General features: G+C 66.7%; 16 protein-coding genes and 1 riboswitch. Of the genes, 13 read left to right on the top strand and 3 right to left on the bottom strand.

Annotated features, from left to right (window positions below; translation table 11 throughout):
- From DSP71_RS24190 to DSP71_RS17210, 3 genes are all read right to left on the bottom strand, one after another.
- The coding region (locus DSP71_RS24190) for an FAD-dependent oxidoreductase (protein WP_258546515.1) at positions 1–503 on the bottom strand (503 nt) is incomplete at its 3' end.
- Positions 500–1,837: a quinolinate synthase NadA gene (gene nadA / locus DSP71_RS17205; RefSeq protein WP_113681676.1), complete on the bottom strand. Its 1,338-nt coding sequence runs from the start codon at positions 1,835–1,837 to the stop codon at positions 500–502. The genes nadA and DSP71_RS24190, both read right to left, overlap by 4 nt.
- Entirely contained in the window at positions 1,834–2,550 is a 717-nt protein-coding gene (locus DSP71_RS17210) for an NrtR DNA-binding winged helix domain-containing protein (RefSeq protein WP_113681677.1), read from the bottom strand. The genes nadA and DSP71_RS17210 overlap by 4 nt, the downstream gene beginning before the upstream one ends.
- A gap of 268 nt (positions 2,551–2,818) precedes the next feature.
- On the opposite strand from DSP71_RS17210, the gene DSP71_RS17215 reads away from it, so the two are divergent.
- The 13 genes from DSP71_RS17215 (at position 2,819) to DSP71_RS17275 (ending at position 19,233) form a co-directional block, all read left to right on the top strand.
- Positions 2,819–4,507 carry an ABC transporter substrate-binding protein gene (locus DSP71_RS17215; protein WP_046749589.1) on the top strand — a complete coding sequence of 563 codons (1,689 nt, stop codon included), beginning with the start codon at positions 2,819–2,821 and terminating at the stop codon, positions 4,505–4,507.
- 42 nt (positions 4,508–4,549) lie between these two features.
- Positions 4,550–5,545: an ABC transporter permease gene (locus DSP71_RS17220; protein WP_058631908.1), complete on the top strand. Its 996-nt coding sequence runs from the start codon at positions 4,550–4,552 to the stop codon at positions 5,543–5,545.
- Entirely contained in the window at positions 5,538–6,518 is a 981-nt protein-coding gene (locus tag DSP71_RS17225; protein WP_058631909.1) for an ABC transporter permease, read from the top strand. The genes DSP71_RS17220 and DSP71_RS17225 overlap by 8 nt, the downstream gene beginning before the upstream one ends.
- Positions 6,515–7,366, top strand: a complete 852-nt coding sequence (locus DSP71_RS17230) for an ABC transporter ATP-binding protein (protein WP_113681678.1) — start codon at positions 6,515–6,517, stop codon at positions 7,364–7,366. Before DSP71_RS17225 ends, DSP71_RS17230 begins: the two co-directional genes overlap by 4 nt.
- Positions 7,363–8,235, top strand: coding sequence for an ABC transporter ATP-binding protein (locus DSP71_RS17235; protein ID WP_113681679.1), 873 nt, complete (start codon positions 7,363–7,365; stop codon positions 8,233–8,235). The genes DSP71_RS17230 and DSP71_RS17235 overlap by 4 nt, the downstream gene beginning before the upstream one ends.
- A gap of 201 nt (positions 8,236–8,436) precedes the next feature.
- Positions 8,437–8,531: riboswitch (glycine riboswitch) on the top strand.
- 154 nt (positions 8,532–8,685) lie between these two features.
- The gene (locus DSP71_RS17240) at positions 8,686–9,888 is read left to right on the top strand and encodes a glycine cleavage system aminomethyltransferase GcvT (protein WP_113681680.1); all 1,203 of its coding nucleotides are present in this window, start codon (positions 8,686–8,688) and stop codon (positions 9,886–9,888) included.
- Complete coding sequence (gcvH, locus tag DSP71_RS17245) at positions 9,885–10,262, top strand: glycine cleavage system protein GcvH (RefSeq protein ID WP_046749583.1); 378 nt, start codon at positions 9,885–9,887, stop codon at positions 10,260–10,262. The genes DSP71_RS17240 and gcvH overlap by 4 nt, the downstream gene beginning before the upstream one ends.
- Before the next feature lie 61 nt (positions 10,263–10,323).
- Entirely contained in the window at positions 10,324–13,176 is a 2,853-nt protein-coding gene (gene gcvP / locus DSP71_RS17250) for an aminomethyl-transferring glycine dehydrogenase (RefSeq protein ID WP_218867623.1), read from the top strand.
- A 228-nt stretch (positions 13,177–13,404) separates the two neighbouring features.
- Positions 13,405–15,048: an ABC transporter substrate-binding protein gene (locus tag DSP71_RS17255; RefSeq protein ID WP_046749582.1), complete on the top strand. Its 1,644-nt coding sequence runs from the start codon at positions 13,405–13,407 to the stop codon at positions 15,046–15,048.
- A 94-nt stretch (positions 15,049–15,142) separates the two neighbouring features.
- Entirely contained in the window at positions 15,143–16,072 is a 930-nt protein-coding gene (locus tag DSP71_RS17260) for an ABC transporter permease (protein WP_046749581.1), read from the top strand.
- Entirely contained in the window at positions 16,062–17,003 is a 942-nt protein-coding gene (locus DSP71_RS17265) for an ABC transporter permease (RefSeq protein WP_046749580.1), read from the top strand. Before DSP71_RS17260 ends, DSP71_RS17265 begins: the two co-directional genes overlap by 11 nt.
- The gene (locus tag DSP71_RS17270; RefSeq protein ID WP_113681682.1) at positions 17,000–18,664 is read left to right on the top strand and encodes an ABC transporter ATP-binding protein; all 1,665 of its coding nucleotides are present in this window, start codon (positions 17,000–17,002) and stop codon (positions 18,662–18,664) included. Before DSP71_RS17265 ends, DSP71_RS17270 begins: the two co-directional genes overlap by 4 nt.
- Positions 18,665–18,672: 8 nt before the next feature.
- A complete protein-coding gene (locus tag DSP71_RS17275; RefSeq protein WP_113681686.1) occupies positions 18,673–19,233 on the top strand; it encodes a PH domain-containing protein in 561 nt (186 codons plus the stop codon).
- The last annotated feature ends 261 nt before the right edge of the window (positions 19,234–19,494 follow it).

Below are 19,494 nucleotides of genomic sequence, written 5' to 3' on the forward strand. Positions count from 1 at the left end.
CGACGGATTCGGATACCCCGAACGACACCGTCGCGCTTCACGAGGTCGACAAGGAAAGCGCCGGTGAGAACGGGGATGCGCGCGCGACGTGCGCATTCGACGAGGGCCGCGGAGATCGCCGCCCCGGTGGCATCGCCGCCCGCATGCGCGATGCGGGCGTGGCTGTGCGCCGCCTCGCGTCCGAGTCGCAGTGAACCGTCGTCGTCGCGGTCGAAGCCGACACCCCGTGCGATCAGCTCGGCGATCCGCTCCGCGCCGTCGGCGACCAGCACACTCACCGCGTCCGGATCGGACAGCCCGGCGCCGGCGATCTGCGTGTCGGCGGCATGCGACGACGGGGAGTCGCCCGGGCCGTACGCTCCGGCGACACCCCCCTGAGCGAACCCGGTGCAGCCGTCGCCGAGGTCACCCTTGGTGACGATCGTCACGTCGTGACCCGACTCGTGCGCGTGCAGCGCCGCGGTGAGCCCCGCGATGCCCGACCCGACGATGATGACCTTCATCGTGTGCCCGCGACCGCCGGGGGCTTCGCCGCGAGCATCCGTTCCAGCGCCACCCGAGCGGGGACGGCGACGTCGTCGGACACGGTGATGCGGTTCGGCGTGCGACCGGCCACCAGCTCCTCCAGCACCCACGCGAGGTAGCCGGGGTGGATGCGGTACATCGTCGAGCACGGGCACACCACGGGGTCGAGGCAGAAGATCTCGTGCTGCGGATACTGCGCAGCGAGTCGACGGACGAGGTTGATCTCGGTGCCGATCGCGAAGGTGGTCGGTTCGGTCGCCGTGTCGATCGCCCGGCGGATGTACTCGGTCGACCCTGCTTCGTCGGCGGCGTCGACGACCTCCATCGGACATTCGGGGTGCACGATCACGCGGACACCGGGGTGATCGGTGCGCGCTTGGTCGATCTGGTCGACCGTGAAGCGTCGGTGCACGGAGCAGAACCCGTGCCACAGGATGACACGCGAGTCGAGCAACTGCTCGGCGGACGAGCCGCCCAGCGCTCGCCGCGGGTTCCACATGGGCATCTGATCGAGCGGCACTCCCATGGCCTTGGCGGTGTTGCGGCCCAGGTGCTGGTCGGGGAAGAACAGGACCCGCCGCCCCCGCTCGAATGCCCACTCCAGCACGGTCCGCGCATTCGACGACGTGCACACGATCCCGCCGTGTCGCCCGACGAAGCCTTTGATCGCCGCCGAGGAGTTCATGTACGTCACGGGGATCACGGGCACGCGGCCGTCGGCGTCTGCGGCCGCGAGGTCCCCGAAGACGTCCTCGAGCTGCTCCCAGCACTCCTCGACCTGGTCGATGTCGGCCATGTCGGCCATCGAGCACCCCGCGGCGAGATTGGGGAGGATCACCGCCTGATCGGGTTGCGAGAGCAGATCGGCGGTCTCGGCCATGAAGTGCACGCCGCAGAACACGATCGCCTCGGCATCGGCTCTGCCCTTCGCCGCCGTCGCCAGCTGGAACGAGTCCCCGACGTAGTCCGCGTGCTGCACGACCTCTTCGCGCTGATAGAAGTGTCCGAGGATGAGCACCCGGTCGCCGAGCGTGGCCTTGGCCGCCCGGATCCTCCCGTCGAGTTCCTCTTCCGAAGCCTCGCGGTACTCGGAAGGCAGCTCGCCTTGTCGCGGGGCACCGGTCGGGATCACGTCTCCCATCGATGAGCCCGGTCCGTATCCGGGCCGCGCGTCGAAGTCCCACGGTCCTGCGGCGAGATCCGTCGCGCACGTGGCGTCCGTGGACGCGCCGGTGACGATCGCCTGGATCGCATGGTCGACGGAGGGGTCCAGCGGTGGTACGGCGGGAGCGGGGACGAAGGTGATGCTCATCGGATGCTCGTTTCCTCGGGTCGGAGCGGGCCGCGATCGGCGAGCTCGATGTCGGTGTTGTCGCGATACAGACGTGCGGGCCGGTGGCTTCCGGTGCGGAACCGGTCGGTCGGGAGCAGATTGCCCGCCGCCTCCACCTGGCGACGGAAGTTGGCGGGGTCGAGGGCGCGTCCGAGGATCGATTCATAGGCTTCGCGCAACTCGGCGAGCGTGAACTCGGCGGGGAGGAACCCCTGTGCGACCCGGCTGTACCCCACCTTGTTGCGCAGTCGCCACAGCGCGTACTCGACGATCCGGTCATGGTCGAACGCGAGGTCCGGCAGCTCCTCGACGTCGAACCAGCGGACGTTCTCGGGATAGTGCCCGGCTGCGCGATGTGCGGCGCTCTGCGCGGTCACGTCGTCCTGCCGCAACAGGGCCCAGTACACGATGGAGACGACCCGCGTGGGGGAGCGGTCGACCGCTCCGAAGGCATACAGCTGCTCGAGGTAGCTGGGGGCGAGTCCCGTTGTCTCGGCGAGGCTGCGGGCCGCGGCATCGACGGGAGACTCCGTCGAGGTGAGCCAACCTCCGGGGAGTGCCCACTGGCCGGCGAAGGGCTCGCGGGTGCGCAGCACGAGGGGCAGGGAGAGCACCGCCCGTCCGTCGTCGGTCCTCCGCAGCGTCAGGATCACCGTCGAGACGGCGACTCGGATGTCACCGCTTTGAGTCATTCGCACCTTAACCTCCGATGTCGATCTTAGTGTCATCGAGACTCTTAGTGGTCCTCTGTGACGAGGATCCGGGCTGAGTCCGAAACGTTATCTGGGGAGCGCGAGGAGGCTTGTCCACGAGGACGGGGTTTGTTAGGTTACTGTCCTAACAAACCCCTTCGGGAGTGGCCGCCGGTCGTCTCCCCGGGCCCGAGAACCCCACCTCCGGGGTTCTGCTCCATCCGGAGCGATCCCTCCTGCAGTGCAGCACCGAGAGGAAACAAGAGAAATGATCCGTAACGGAAGGCGCAAGATCGCGCTCACCGCGATTGCCGGTGCATCCGTCCTCGCCCTGGGCCTCACCGCCTGTGGCGGCGGCAGCGACAGTGGCAACGCCGATGGCGACAAGGCCCTGCGTGTCTGGGCCGGCAGCCAGACCCCCATCGCCGCGAACTACAACCCGTTCGCTCCGACCGTGCTCCACGGCGCGCTCGGGCCGATCTACGAGCCGCTGTTCTTCTACAACAAGACCGCGGACTCCGAGCCGGTCGGCCTGATCGGCGACTCGTTCGAGTACAACGAGGACGGCACGGTGATCACGGTCACCATCAAGCCCGACCTCAAGTGGAGCGACGGTGAGCCCCTGACCGCCAAGGACGTCGCGTTCTCGTTCAATTACGAGGCCAACAACCCCGAGGGCAACGGTCTGATCTCCGCCGAGGCCACGGACGACACCACCGCCGTGCTGACGTACTCGTCTGCCCAGTACACGACCGAGTTCCAGCGGATGGGGTCGAGCTACATCCTCCCCGAGCACGTCTGGAAGGACGTCAAAGACTTCGCCAACTTCACGAACGAAGAGCCCGTCGGATCCGGCCCCTACGTGGTCGACAAGACCACGAGCGAGTCCTACACCCTCGTCGCGAACAAGAACTACCGCGATGCCGACAAGCTCGGCGTCAAGAAGGTCCAGTACATCGCGGTCGACAACAACCAGACGGCACAGGACCTGCTCGCCGCCGGCAAGCTCGACTGGACCGGCATGTTCATCCCCAACCCGGATGACGTGACCGGCAACGGCAAGATCGACTGGATCAACACCCCGCAGGACCCGACGGTGCTCTACACCTGCTCGAACGCCGAGCTCGGCTGCACCGGCCCGCAGACGGACGTCGCGGTGCGTCAGGCACTCAACGTGGCGATCGACCGCGGCATCATCAAGGACAAGGCATTCGTCGGCCTCACGGGCGACATCTCGCCGGCTTTCACGCTGCTGCCGCGCGACGAGAAGTGGCTCGCCGACCCGGCCAACGAGGTCAGCCCGCAGGAGGCCAACGCCGCCGAGGCCGGTTCGATCCTCGAGGCCGCCGGTTACACCAAGGGTTCGAGCGGCATCTACGAGAAGGGCGGGGTTCCGCTCGAGCTCACGCTCACCTCGGTCGACGGCTGGACCGACTACAACGACGCCGCGAAGCTGATCGCCGAGCAGGCCGAGGCCGCAGGCATCAAGATCACGGCATCGACGGTGCAGTGGCAGGAGTTCTCCGATTCCCGTCAGGGTGGCGAGTTCCAGCTCATCATGGGTGGTGTGATCGGCACGTCCGTCGCCGACCCGTTCCAGATCTACCGCGACTGGTTCGGCGGCACGGCCGTCGAGTCGACGACCCCGGTCGGCACCGAGATCCCCGCAGGACGCTGGAACTTCAGCCGCTACAGCAACCCGGTCGTCGACACGGCGATCCAGTCGGCGATCAGCACGAACGACGAGGCGACGAAGAAGGAGCTGTACGCCACGATCCAGACCGAGATCGTGCGTGACCTGCCCTACATCCCGCTCGTCATCAACGCGACGCAGACCTTCTACAACACGAAGGACTACACGGGCTGGCCGACGGAGGAAGACCTCTACGCCTTCCCGCCGTCCTGGGGTGCGATCGCGGCAGGCTACGTCCTGACGCAGCTGCAGCCGGTCAAGTAACACGAGAGGAGTCGGGGAAGAAGGAAGTCAGGAAACAGTGACATGAAGTTCTATGCACGAAGAATCGGGTTCTACGCGTTCACGCTCTGGGCCGCGATATCCATCAACTTCTTTCTTCCCCGGCTCATGCCGGGAAACCCCGCCGACATCATGATCGCCAAGATGCAGCGGGCGGGCGGCGACGTCTCAGAGACGACCATCCGCAATATCAGGCTCCTGCTCGGCGGCGACGACTCGTCGCTGTGGGATCAGTACCTCGCGTACTGGGGGCGGATGTTCCAGGGCGACCTCGGCGTCTCGGTGACGAAGTTCCCCACCCCGGTGACGGAGCTCATCGCCGGTGCTCTTCCCTGGACGCTCATCCTCGTCGGCACCGCGACGGTCATCTCCTTCGTCCTCGGCGTCGTGCTCGGGGCCTGGGCCGGCTGGAAGCGCGGCACCTGGGTCGACCACCTGATCCCGGCAACGACCGTGCTGCAGTCGATCCCGTACTTCTGGATGGCGCTGATCCTGGTGGCGGTGTTCGCGGTCGGCCTCGGCTGGTTCCCCATCTTCGGCGGCTACGACGTGTTCGACTTCCCCGACGGCCCCGAGCCGACGTGGGCCTTCTTCAGCGACGCCGTCGCCCACGCCATCCTTCCCGCCGTCACCATCGTGATCAGCTCGGTCGGCGGCTGGATGTTCGGCATGCGCAACATGATGGTCTCGACGCTCGCCGAGGACTATGTGCTCACGGCCGAGGCCAAGGGCCTGCGCCCGCGCCGGGTGCTCACCACCTACGCTGCCCGCAACGCCGCGATCCCCTCGATCGCCGGCTTCTCGATCACGCTCGGTTTCGTCGTGGCCGGCTCCATCGTCATGGAGCAGGTGTTCACCTACCCCGGCATCGGCAAGCTGATGTTCCAGGCCGTGACCAACAACGACTACGCGCTGATGCAGGGGCTGTTCCTCGTCATCACGCTAACGGTGCTCGCCGCCAACTTCATCATGGACCTCGTCTATGGCTTCATCGACCCGAGGGCTCGCCAGAATGTCTGACACGAAGAACCCGCTCCTCACGGAGGAGCCACCCACCGTCGCCCCTGAGGGCACCGTCGCTCTCGCCACACAGCGTCAGGAACGAAAGCGTCGCCGCATCCTGCCCAGCACCTCGCCGAAGTTCATCGTGGGCGTGTGCATCGTGCTGGCGATCGTGCTGTTCGCGATCATCGCGCCGATCTTCTCCCAGAACCCGCGGAGCACGGCCAACCCAGCGCTTCAGCCGCCGTCGGCCGAGCACTGGCTCGGCACGACCAAGCTCGGCAACGACATGTTCGCCCAGCTCGCGACCGGTGCCCAGGGCTCGCTGCTCATCGGCGTGACGGCCGGCAGCATCGCGATCGTCCTCTCCCTCCTGTTCGGTGTGCTCGCCGGCTACCTGGGTGGGTGGCGTGAAGACGGCCTCGCCCTGCTCACGAACGTCATGATCGTGATCCCCGGACTGCCGCTGGTGATGGTCATCGCCTCGTTCGTCCCGCAGCGCAGCTGGCAGCTCGTCGCCTTCGTGCTCGGCATCACCTCCTGGGCCGGGGCGGCGTACGTGCTCCGGCTGCAGACGCGCTCGCTCCGCACACGCGACTACGTCTACGCCTCGAAGGTCGCGGGCGAGCGGTCGTTCCGCGTCATCCTCGTCGAGATCATGCCGAACCTGCTGCCGCTGCTGGCGGCCCAGTTCCTCTTCGCGATCATCTTCGCGATCCTCGGCGAGGCCGGCCTGTCGTACCTCGGCCTCGGACCCAACTCGTCGATCACCTGGGGATCGATCCTCAACGACGCCCAGTCGGGGCAGGCGCTCGGACGTGGGGCCTGGTGGTGGTTCGTCCCGCCGGGACTCATGATCGCGCTCCTCGGCGCCGGCCTGTCGCTGATCAACTTCGCCATCGACGAGGTCATCAACCCGAAGCTGCGCAATGCACCCGAAGCCGCGCGCCGCGTGCGCAAGGCCGCCAAGACCAAGGGGGTCACCGCATGAGCGAGCCTGTGCTGACGGCGCGGAATGTGTCGATCGAGTATGAGGTGGATCCGCCGGTGAAGGCCGTGCGAAACGTCTCGCTGACGTTGAACCGTGGGGAGATCCTGGGCCTGGCCGGGGAGTCGGGGTGTGGGAAGACGACTCTCGCGTACGGCATGAACCGGTTGTTGAAGGCGCCGGCGTTGATGACGGGCGGAGAGATCGTGTTCCATGACCGGGACGGTCATGACATCGACATCGTGGGTTTGGATGGGGAGGGTCTTCGGGCGTTCCGGTGGGACAAGATCTCGATGGTGTTCCAGGGCGCGATGAACTCGTTGAATCCGGTGATCAGTGTGAGGGCGCAGATCTTCGACATCTTCGACACGCATCGTCCTGGGATGAGTAAGAAGGCGAAGACGGCGCGGGCGGAGGAGCTGCTCACGTTGGTGGGGGTGGATCCGTCCCGGTTGTCGAGTTTCCCGCATGAGTTGTCCGGGGGTATGCGTCAGCGGATGATGATCGCGATGGCTCTGGCGTTGGATCCGCAGGTGATGATCATGGATGAGCCGACGACGGCGTTGGATGTGGTCGTGCAGCGCGGCATCATCCGGGAGATCATGCGGTTGCGGGAGAAGCTCGGGTTCGCGGTGATCTTCATCACGCATGATCTGCCGATGTTGATCGAGATCAGCGACCGGATCGCGATCATGTTGCAGGGGCAGATCGTGGAGGAGGGGACGGCGGAGGAGATCTACCGTTCCCCGCAGCATGAGTACACGCGACGGTTGTTGTCGAGTTTCCCGTCGTTGAAGGGTGAGCGGGGCGATTTCGTGCGTACCGGTGTGAGCCAGGAGGGCGTCCGATGACCACCCATACGAATAGCACCGGGACGACGGTGCCGGGGACGGCGACGTTGGAGGCGCGGAACCTCGTCAAGGACTTCCACCTGCGTTCCGGGTTCAGGACGAGCATCCTGCATGCGGTGAAGGATGTGTCGTTCACGATCGAGGCCGGGAAGACGCTCGCTCTGGTGGGGGAGTCGGGGTCGGGGAAGTCGACGATCGCGCGGATGCTGATGAAGTTGGAGACCCCCACCAGTGGGGAGATCCTCCTCGACGGGAAACCGTCCGGGACTCGGGGGCGGGCGTTGGAGGCGTATCGCGCGGATGTGCAGATGGTGTTCCAGGACCCGTTCGCGTCGTTGAACCCGTTCCACACGATCGTGCATCACTTGGAGCGGCCGATCCGCCTGCATCACCCGCAGCTCTCCAGTGCGCAGGTGCGTGCCAGGGCGGTGGAGTTGTTGGAGCGGGTGCGGCTCAGCCCGGGGGAGAGCTTTGCGGAGCGTCGCCCGCATGAGCTGTCGGGTGGGCAGCGGCAGCGCGTCGCGATCGCACGGGCACTGGCCCCGGGGGCGCGGTTCATCGTCGCCGACGAACCGGTGAGCATGTTGGACGTGTCGATCCGGCTGGGCGTGTTGAACCTGCTTGCGGATCTGCAGCGGGAGGAGAACCTCGGGGTGCTGTACATCACGCACGACCTCGCGACCGCCCGGCATTTCTCCGATGAGATCATGGTGCTCTACAAGGGCGATGTCGTCGAGCGGGGCCCCGCGGACGAAGTCATCCTCAACCCGCAGCACGAGTACACCAAGACCCTCCTGGGAGCCGCGCCCGAGCCCGACAACCTCGGCCGCCTCCGCGACGAGGTCCGAACCGAACTCGGCATCAGCTGATAGCCGCACCGCACCCCGCTTTCGAATCGCGCTTTCGAATCGCGCTTTCAAATCGCGCTTTCGAATCGCGCTTTCGAATCGCGCGAATGGTCCCTTCCGAGTCCAGGATGGGACCATTCGCGCGATTCGAACGCGCGTCGAGCGAATCCGGCACCGACGGGCCGACCGGCTAGACTGAACCCACAACTGAAGACAGGCCGAATGACCCACGCGGGAGAGCCCCGGCGAACGCAGCCGGGCACCGAAGGAGCAAGCCTCCCCGCCAATCTCTCAGGTACGCGTACCGCGCGGTTCCGGCCACTCTGAAAAGCGATCCGTCTCATGTGCGGATCCGCCGACGGTGAAAACCCCGCCTCCGTGCACGGGTGAAGCTCTCAGGCCCATGACAGAGGGGGAGTTCCGAGGAACGGCGATGCCGCCGTTCCGCCCGACACAGCCCGGGAGAACTCCATGTCCGACCCCCGCTACACCCCGCTGCGCGAACGCCATGAGGCACTCGGCGCGTCGTTCACCGACTTCGGTGGCTGGCAGATGCCGGTGCGTTACACCTCCGACCTCGCCGAGCACCACGCCGTGCGCCAGAACGCGGGGATCTTCGACATCTCGCACATGGCCGAGTTCCTCGTCACGGGCGAGAAGGCGGCCGAGTTCCTCGACTTCGCGCTCGCAGGTCGCATCTCCGCCATGACGGTCGGCAAGGCGAAGTACTCGCTGATGCTGAATGAGAACGGCGGAATCGTCGACGATGTCATCGCGTATCGGCTCGCGGAGGACCGCTACCTCGTCATCGCCAACGCCGGCAACCGTGGCTTCGTGGACTCGGGATTCGCCAAGCGCGTGCGGGACTTTCCGTCGCTCGTCGAGCGGGCGTTTCCGCCGCTGGCTCCGGGGGAGGACCGCACCTTCGCCGGATTCCTGGGCGACCGCGGCGTCGATGTGGAGGATGTGTCCGACCTGTTCGCGCTGCTCGCCGTGCAGGGACCGGCCGCCGAGGCGATTCTCGCTGCGACGCCGGGCATCGACGAGCTGAGCACGCCCTGGGCGGAGCAGAAGTACTACGCCTGGGCGGACGCGCGCTTCCGCGGGGAGCCTCTGCTCATCGCACGCACGGGCTACACCGGGGAGGACGGCTTCGAGCTGCTGGTTCCTGCCGGCGACGCCGCAGCCCTGTGGGACGCTCTGCTGGCTGCCGGCGAACCGCATGGTCTCGTTCCTGCGGGCCTCGCCGCCCGGGACACGTTGCGTCTGGAGGCCGGGATGCCTCTCTACGGCCACGAGCTCAGCACCGACACCCGCCCCTCGCAGGCCGGACTCGGCCGTGTCGTCGTGACGGCGAAGGAGCACTTCGTCGGCAAGGAGGCGCTCTCGTCCTTCGAGGACTCGACAGAGGCATCGGAAGCGCCGGTCCTGGTCGGCCTCGTCGCCGAGGGCAAGCGGGCAGGACGCGCCGGATACGCCGTCGTCGACGAAGACGGATCCGTGCTCGGAGAGATCACGAGCGGCGCTCTCAGCCCGACTCTCGGCCACCCGATCGCGATGGCCTACGTGACCCCATCTTCCGCGGAAGAGGGAACCGCAGTATTCCTTGACGTGCGGGGAACCAAGATCCCCGCGACCGTGACCGCCCTGCCTTTCTATCGGAGGACCAAATGACCGACCTCGCCGCACTCCACTACACCGAAGAGCACGAGTGGATCGCCGCCGACGGCGACACCGTGACCATCGGCATCACCGACTACGCCGCCGAGAAGCTGGGCGACGTCGTGTTCGTCGAGCTCCCCGCCGTCGGCACCGAGGTGACCGCAGGTGCGGTCGTCGGCGAGATCGAATCGACGAAGTCGGTCGGCGAACTCTACGCGCCGGTATCGGGAACCGTCGTCGAGATCAACGACGCGGCCGTCGACGATCCGTCGCTGGTGAACGCCGCGCCCTTCGAGGGCGGCTGGTTGCTCAAGGTCTCCGTCGCAGCCGGTGCGCTGGACGGACTGCTCGACCGCGACGCGTACGTCGCACTCACGGAGGGCTGATTCACCAGTGGTCACTTTCGCCGATCGTCACATCGGACCCACGGATGCCGCGCAGCGCACGATGCTCGCGGCCCTGGGTCTCGACACCCCAGGGGCCGATGGCGCGCTGAACCCGGTCGAGGCGCTCATGCGCCAGGCCGTGCCCGCGTCGATCTACACCGGGCCGTCGTCCGACTCCCCGGACGCGCCTTCACACATCCCCTCTGCCGCGAGCGAGACCGAGGCTCTCGCCGAGCTGCGGGTGCTCGCCTCGCGCAACACCGTGAACCGACCCATGATCGGCCTGGGGTACTACGGCACCATCACGCCGCAGGTGATCCAGCGGAACGTGCTGGAGAACCCGTCGTGGTACACGGCCTACACGCCGTACCAGCCGGAGATCTCCCAGGGGCGTCTGGAAGCGCTCATCAACTTCCAGACCATGGTCGCCGAACTCACCGGGCTCACGACGGCCAATGCGTCCATGCTCGACGAGTCGACCGCGGTGGTCGAGGCGATGCTGCTCTCGCGGCGCGCATCGAAGTCGGCGTCGACCGTGTTCGCGGTCGACGCGGATGCGCTCCCGCAGACCAAGGCGATGCTCGCCACGCGCGCGGAAGCTCTCGGTATCGACATCGTCACGGTCGATTTCGCCGCGGGCGAGGAGCTGCCCGCCGACCTGTTCGGTGTCTTCGTGCAGTACCCCGGCGCATCCGGTCGCGTCTGGGACCCGTCGGCCGTGTTCGACGCCGCGCACCTCTCCGGCGCTCTCGCGGTCGCGGCCGCCGATCTGCTCGCTCTCACCCTCATCGCCTCTCCCGGCTCACTCGGCGCCGACGTGGCAGTCGGCACGACCCAGCGCTTCGGCGTGCCGATGGGCTTCGGCGGTCCGCACGCCGGCTACATGGCCGTCCGCTCCGGCCTCGAGCGTCAGCTCCCCGGTCGCCTCGTCGGAGTGTCGGTCGATGCCGACGGCAAGCCCGCGTATCGTCTCTCGCTGCAGACGCGCGAGCAGCACATCCGCCGCGAGAAGGCCACGTCGAACATCTGCACCGCCCAGGTGCTGCTCGCCGTCATGGCGTCGATGTACGCCGTGTACCACGGTCCGGACGGGCTGCGGGAGATCGCGACCCAGACCACGGCGAAGGCGGCGCTGCTGCGTGACTGGCTGACCGAGGCAGGGGTGGAGGTCGTGCACGCGGACTTCTTCGACACCCTGCAGGTGCGCGTGCCCGGTCGTGCGGCGGAGTTCGCCGCTCGGGCCCATGACGATCACGGGATCCTGCTGCACGTCGCCGACGCCGACACGGTCGGCATCGCCGTCGACGAGACCACGACCCTCGGCGAGCTGCACCACGTCACGGCTGTCTTCGGCGGCAAGAACGACCGCGCGTTCGGCATGTTCGGCGGGGACAAGCTGCGGGGGCTCCCGGAAGACCTGCTCCGTCAGGACGAGTACCTCACGCACCCGGTGTTCCACTCGCACCGCTCGGAGACCGCCATGATGCGGTACCTGAAGAGTCTCTCCGACCGAGACTACGCACTCGATCGCGGCATGATCCCGCTGGGCTCGTGCACCATGAAGCTCAACGCCGCCACCGAGATGGCTGCCATCACCTGGCCCGAGTTCGCCGGCATCCACCCGTTCGCCCCGGCGTCCGATGTGCAGGGCTACCTCGAGCTCATCGACCAGCTCGAGGGCTGGCTCGCCGAGGTCACCGGTTATGACGCGGTCTCGCTGCAGCCGAACGCCGGTTCGCAGGGTGAGCTCGCGGGTCTCCTGGCCATCCGCGGGTACCACCACGCGAACGGCGACACCCACCGCACCGTGTGCCTCATCCCCTCGTCGGCCCATGGCACGAATGCGGCATCGGCCGTGCTCGCGGGCATGAAGGTCGTCGTGGTCGCGACGGACGAGCTCGGCAACGTCGACCTCGACGACCTGCGCGCGAAGATCGCCCAGCACGCCGACGACCTCTCGGCTCTGATGATCACCTACCCCTCGACGCACGGTGTGTACGAGGAGCAGGTCGTCGAGATCACGGCCGCCGTGCACGACGCGGGCGGACAGGTGTACGTCGACGGGGCCAACCTCAACGCGCTGCTCGGCTACGCGCGCTTCGGTGACCTGGGCGGCGACGTCTCGCACCTCAACCTGCACAAGACCTTCGCCATCCCGCATGGTGGGGGAGGTCCCGGCATCGGTCCGGTGGCGGCGAAGTCGCACCTCGCCCCCTACCTTCCCTCGCACCCGCTCGCACAGCGCGCCGAGCACTTCGGCGGCTACACGTTCGATGGTGGTGTGATCTCGGCCGCTCCTTACGGTTCCGCGGGGATCCTGCCGATCTCGTGGGCGTACGTCCGCATGATGGGTGCCGACGGTCTTCGTCGTGCCACGGCGGCAGCCGTGCTCTCCGCCAACTACATGGCCGAGCGTCTGGGCGGCCACTTCCCGGTGCTCTACACGGGGGAGAACGGTCGCGTCGCGCACGAGTGCATCCTCGATCTGCGTCCGCTCAAGGAGGCGACCGGAATCACCGTCGACGACGTGGCCAAGCGCCTCATCGACTACGGCTTCCACGCTCCGACCATGTCGTTCCCCGTCGCGGGCACGCTCATGGTCGAGCCGACGGAGTCGGAGGATCTCGATGAGATCGAGCGCTTCATCGAGGCCATGATCATGATCAAGGCCGAGGCGGAAGCCGTGGCGGCGGGGCGCTGGCCCGCGGACGACAATCCGCTGGTGCATGCACCGCACACCGCGGTATCCCTCATCGCGGGGGAGTGGGAGCACCCCTACACGCGGGAGGAAGCCGCCTACCCCGTCCATGCGCTCGTCGCCGGCAAGTACTGGCCGCCCGTGCGTCGCATCGACCAGGCGTACGGCGACCGGAACCTCGTGTGCGCCTGCCCGCCGGTGGAGGCCTTCGCCTGAGCCGGTGCGCATCTGAGCAGACGGTGTCGCGCTTCCGTGCGGAAGCGCGACACCGTCCTGTGTTTCCCGGTGTTTCCAGGTGTTTCGCGGGTGTTACGGATGGTCACCACTCAGTAACAGTTCGTTAGCTGAAGGCGGCGGGGGGCCAAGCGGCGGGTTACGCTCAGGTATCCCTGCGTGCTCGATGATGAGCGCGCAGACTCAGCACTGTCCACAGGAGGACGAAAAGTGAAACGAAACAGGATTGCCCTCGCGGGCAGCGCTCTGCTCGTGGTCGGCGCCCTGGCGCTGGCCGGTTGCGCAGGCGGGAACGACTCCGGCGATGAGGGCTCCAAGGGCTCGGCGTCGGCGATCATCTCGGCGAACGGAGGCGAGCCGGAGAACGCGCTGATCCCGACCAACACCAACGAGGTCAACGGCGGCAAGATTCTCGACTCCGTCTTCGCAGGTCTCGCCTTCTACGACGGCGACGGTGCTCTCGTCAACGACATGGCCGAGTCGATCACGGTCGACGCGCCGAACAAGGTCACGGTCAAGCTGAAGGAGGGCAACAAGTTCACCAACGGTGAAGACGTCGTCGCCCACAACTTCATCGACGCGTGGAACTACGGTGCGCAGCTCTCCAACGCGCAACTGAACCAGTCCTGGTTCGCCGACATCGTCGGCTTCAACCCCGACGCAGACTCCGAGCTCACCGGTCTCACCGAGGTCGATGACCAGACCTTCACGATCGACCTGAGCAGTGACGTCGCCTCCGACTTCGTGACCCGCCTCGGCTACTCGGCGTTCTACCCGCTGCCCGATGTCGCCTTCGAGGACATGGACGCCTTCGGCGAGAACCCGATCGGCAACGGCCCGTACATGCTCGCCAAGGAGGGAGCATGGCAGCACGACGTCCAGATCGACCTCGTCAAGAACGATGACTACAAGGGTGAGCGCGTCGCTCAGAACGGCGGCCTGACGCTGAAGTTCTACACGGCTCCCGAGGGCGCGTACGCCGACCTGCTCGGCGGCAACATCGACGTCATCGACCAGATCCCCGAGGCTTCCCTCGCGGTCTTCGAGGACGAGCTCGGCGAGCGGGCGACCAACCAGCCCGCGGCCATCTTCCAGTCGTTCACCATCGGTGGGCAGCTCCCGCACTTCTCGGGCGAAGAGGGCACCCTGCGCCGCCAGGCCATCTCGCTGGCGATCAACCGCGACGAGATCACGAGCAAGATCTTCGCCGACACCCGCACCCCGGCGAGCGACTTCACGACGCCCGTCATCGACGGCTGGAGCGACAGCGTTCCCGGTTCCGACGTCCTGAAGTACGACCCGGAGAAGGCCAAGGAGCTGTGGGCGAAGGCTGACGCCATCTCCCCGTGGTCCGGCACCTTCCAGATCGCGTACAACTCCGATGGTGGACACCAGGTGTGGGTCGACGCGGTCTCGAACTCGCTGAAGAACACGCTCGGCATCGAGGCGTCGGGCGCACCGTACGTTGACCTCGCCACGCTCCGCGCAGCGGTCAACGCGCGTGACGACGCGGGCAAGCGCACGATCCAGACGGCGAACCGTTCCGGATGGCAGGGCGACTACCCCGCCGTCTACAACTTCCTGCAGCCGCTCTACGGCACGGGTGCATCGTCGAACGACGGTGACTACTCGAACCCCGAGGTGGACTCTCTGCTCGCAGAGGGTGCAGCGGCCACGAGCGCGGACGACGCGAACGCGGCTTACGAGAAGGTCCAGGAGATCCTCTTCAACGACCTCCCGGTCATCCCGCTCTGGTACCAGAACTCGATCGGTGGCTTCGGCGACTCGGTCGACAACGTCACCGTCGGCTGGAACTCGGTTCCGCTCTACTACGAGATCACCAAGGCCGAGTAGGCCCTTGGAGTGAACGGCAGCGAGGCGGTGGCGGCGACGTCACCGCCTCGCGTCGTGCACTCCGGCTGACTCCGACTCCACGAAAGGAGCAAGGATGCTCGCCTACACCCTGCGGCGACTTCTTCAGCTGATCCCGGTCTTCTTCGGTGCGACGCTTCTCATCTACGCGCTCGTCTTCCTGATGCCGGGTGACCCGATCGCGGCGCTCTTCGGTGACAAACCGCCGAGCCCGCAGCTGCTCGCCACGATCCGAGCGCAGTATCACCTGGACGACCCATTCCTCGTCCAGTACTTCTACTACATCACCGGCGTCTTCAAGGGCGACATGGGAACGACGTTCTCCGGTGAGTCCGTGAGCACCGTGCTGGCACGCACGCTCCCCATCACGGGACGTCTGGCCATCATGGCGATCGCGATCGAGTTCACGCTCGCGATCATCATCGGAACGCTCTCCGCGCTCCGCAAGGGCAAGCTGTTCGACCACGCCTCGCTGATCGTCTCGCTCGTCTTCCTGTCGATGCCGATCTTCGTCGTCGCCTTCCTCGCGCAGTACTTCCTCGCGATCAAACTGGGCTGGTTCCGTCCGACCGTCGGTGGCCAGAACGACTGGGGCGATCTGTGGCTTCCCGCCATCGTGCTGGGGCTGAGCCTGTACGCGACCAGCATGCGGCTCATGCGCGGGTCTGTGCTCGACACCCTCAACCAGGACTGGGTGCGCACGGCATACGGCAAGGGGCTGTCACGCAATCGCGTGATCCCCGTGCACGTGCTGCGCAACTCCCTGATCCCGGTGATCACCAACTCGGCGACGAACTTCGGTGTGCTCCTCGTCGGAGCGACCGTGACGGAGTACATCTTCAACATTCCCGGCGTGGGGCAGACCCTGTTCCAGGCGACGTTGAGGCACGAAGGACCGACGATCGTCTCCTTCGTGACGGTGTTCGTCATCATCTACGTTCTCGTCAACCTGCTCGTGGACCTGCTCTACGGGCTGCTCGACCCGAGGATCCGCTATGTCAAGTGACCGTCCCTCTCATTACGTCGCACCGGTGGTGGCCGAACAGCCGCCGACGGATGCCATCAACGTCAAAGGCAAGCCTGCGAGTCTCTGGCGGGACGCGTGGACCGATCTACGCCGTCGCCCGTCGTTCTGGATCTCGCTCGGCATCGTCGCGCTCATCCTGCTGATGGCCCTGTGGCCGACGCTCTTCACGCAGACGCCTCCGAACAACCAGTGTGAGCTCGGGAACTCCAATGCGGGACCGGCCGCCGGCCACCCCCTGGGCTACACGTTCCAGGGCTGCGACATCTGGTCGCGCATCGTCTGGGGCTCGCGCACATCGATCAGCGTCGGCCTGCTGGCGACGATCATCAGCTCGACTCTCGGTCTGATCATGGGTGCCTTCGCCGGCTACTACGGAGGATGGCTCGATGCCGTGCTCTCCCGCGTCGGCGACATCTTCTTCTCGATCCCCTACATCCTCGCGGCGGTCGTCGTGATGACGGTGTTCGCGCAGTACCGCAACGTCTTCACCCTCGCCCTCGCGATCGGTGGGTTCGCCTGGGCCGCGACGGCGCGTGTCGTCAGGGCGGAAGTGCTCAGAGTGAAACAAGCGGACTTCGTGATGGCGTCGGCCGCGCTGGGGAAGGGGCGTTTCGGCACCCTTCTGTCCCACGTGATCCCGAACGCGTTCGCTCCGCTGCTCGTACTGGCGACCCTGGCACTGGCCGGCGGTATCGTCGCGGAGGCGACCCTGAGCTTCCTCGGTGTCGGTCTCGGAAGCGACGTCATGTCCTGGGGCAACGACATCAGCCAGGCACAACGCTCGCTGCGTGTCGCGCCGATGGCACTGATCTATCCGTCGATCGCGCTCACCATCACGGTGCTCGCGTTCATCCTTCTGGGGGAACTCATCCGAGACGCCCTCGACCCGAGGGCGAGGGCACGCCGATGAGTGAAGCAACGACCCCGCTGCTGAGCGTCCGCGATCTCACGGTCGCGTTCGACACGCAGAACGGCACACGACAGGTCCTGCATGGGATCAGCTTCGATGTCATGGCAGGGGAGACGGTCGCGATCGTCGGCGAGTCCGGTTCGGGCAAGTCGACGGCTGCGACGTCCATCATCAAACTGCTGGCCGGCACCGGAAAGGTCACCGGCGGGAGCATCACCCTGGACGGCGAGGAGCTCACGCACCTCTCCGAGCGGGAGATGGAGCGCATCCGCGGCAAGGCGATCGGCTACGTGCCGCAGGACCCGATGTCGAACCTCAACCCCGTCTGGAGCATCGGCTTCCAGGTCGAGGAGGCGGTCCGTGCCAACGGCCTCGCCCAGGGACGCGCGGCGGTCCGGGCTCGGGCGATCGAGGTGCTCCAGCAGGCGGGGCTCGCTGACGCGGCCAAGCGACTGCGCCAGTTCCCTCACCAGTTCTCGGGCGGTATGCGCCAGCGAGCGCTCATCGGGATCGGATTGGCCGCGGACCCCCGGCTTCTGATCGCGGACGAGCCCACCTCGGCCCTCGACGTCACGGTGCAGCGCGTCATCCTCGACCACATGGCGAGCCTGACCCGCGACCGCGGAACCTCGATGCTGTTGATCACGCACGACCTCGGACTCGCAGCCGAGCGCGCGGAGCGCCTGATCGTGATGCAGAACGGCACCATCGTGGAGTCGGGACCGAGCCGGGAGATCCTGCAGAACCCGCGGCATCCGTACACCAAGCGCCTCGTCGCCGCCGCGCCCAGCGTGGCATCGCAGCGCATCCAGGCCGTGGTCGAGGACCGCGGTGTGGAGACGCTCGAGGATCTCGCCGCCATCCCGCCCACGGTGCGCGTGGCCGGCCTCACCAAGGATTACCGCATCCGACAGGGCGGTTTCCGCAGCGAGATGTTCCGCGCCGTAGACGACGTGTCGTTCGAGATCCCGCGCGGGAAGACGCTGGCTCTCGTCGGCGAGTCGGGCTCGGGCAAGTCGACCGTCGCCAAGATGGTCCTCAAGCTGGAGGACCCGACGTCGGGGACGATCGAGATCGACGGCATGGACGTGTCCGGGTTCTCCCGCGCACAGTCCTTCGGTCTGCGCCGGCGCATGCAGCCGGTGTTCCAGGACCCGTACGGTTCTCTGGATCCGTTGCGCAATCTCGAGAACACCATCGCCGAACCGCTCGAGATCCACGGTGTGGGTGATCGCACTTCGCGTCGAGAGCGCGTGCGTGAGCTTCTGGATCAGGTGTCATTGCCGCAGGATCTGGCAACCCGCTACCCGAGCGAGCTGTCGGGTGGACAGCGCCAGCGGGTCGCGATCGCGCGTGCTCTGGCGCTCAAGCCGGACATCGTGGTGCTCGACGAGGCGGTCTCCGCTCTGGACGTGCTCGTCCAGGCGCAGATCCTCAGGCTGCTGGCCGACCTGCAGACGGAGCTGGGCCTCACCTACCTGTTCATCACGCACGACCTCGCGGTGGTGCGTGTCTCGAGCGATCTGGTCTGCGTCATGGAGCGCGGCCGGATCGTCGAGCAGGGCACGGTCGATGAGACCTTCGCGAACCCGAAGCAGGAGTACACGAGCCGTCTGCTCGAAGCGATCCCCGGTGCGTCCATCCCTCTGGGTGGCCTCTGATCGTGGCGATGCCGAACTCTCCCGAGGACGGGCGGACCTTCCGCTCGTCCTCGGGCACGGTCGTCATGGTCGTGAGCCTCGCTCTGGCGGTGTTCCTGCTCGGCGACGCCGTCGTGCGCGGAGGCTGGGGGCAGACGCTGCTCCTCGCACCGTGGGTGCTCCTCGGCCTGTGGATCATCTACGAGATCAGCTTCGTGTCGATGGTCCGCATCAGCGACGACGGGGCACTCGTCCAGAACATGCTGCGGCGCACCGAGTTCGGTTGGCACCGGGTCCGTGACATCGACCTGCAGTGGCAGCTGCGGTTCTCGCTCGACGATGACACGGAGCTCACCTGCTGGGGTGGACCGGCGCACGCGCGTCCGAGACGAAGCAAGATGCGCGACGAGGAAGTGCAAGTCTCCGCGTCGTTGCGCGGCCTGACGGACATCCGCGACCGCTGGCAGGCTGCTGCGGGTCACGCGGCGAGTGCGCCGATCCGTCGCTCCTGGGACGCCAGGGCGCTGTCAGCGCTCGGGATCATCGTCGTGTGGGCGGTCGTCGCCGTGATGATCGCCTCCGCAGGCTGAGATACTTCCCACTTCCCCGCACACGTGCCCCCTGCCGTCTCACGAGGACAGGGGGCACGTTGCAATACGGTTCGGGGCCGGTTCAGGAGTAGGAGAACCAGTACCCCGGCTGGCCGCTGCGGTGCACGCAGGAGCCGACGCTGTAGCCCTCCTGCATGAAGATCCGTCGTTCGGCCTGGCAATAGGACAGATCGGTGAACGGGCCGAACCAGCTGGCGGCCTGCGCTGCAGCGGCCCCGCCGAACACCATTCCCGTGACGA

This window comes from Microbacterium sp. H6, assembly GCF_003314775.1.
GTDB lineage: Bacteria > Actinomycetota > Actinomycetes > Actinomycetales > Microbacteriaceae > Microbacterium > Microbacterium oxydans.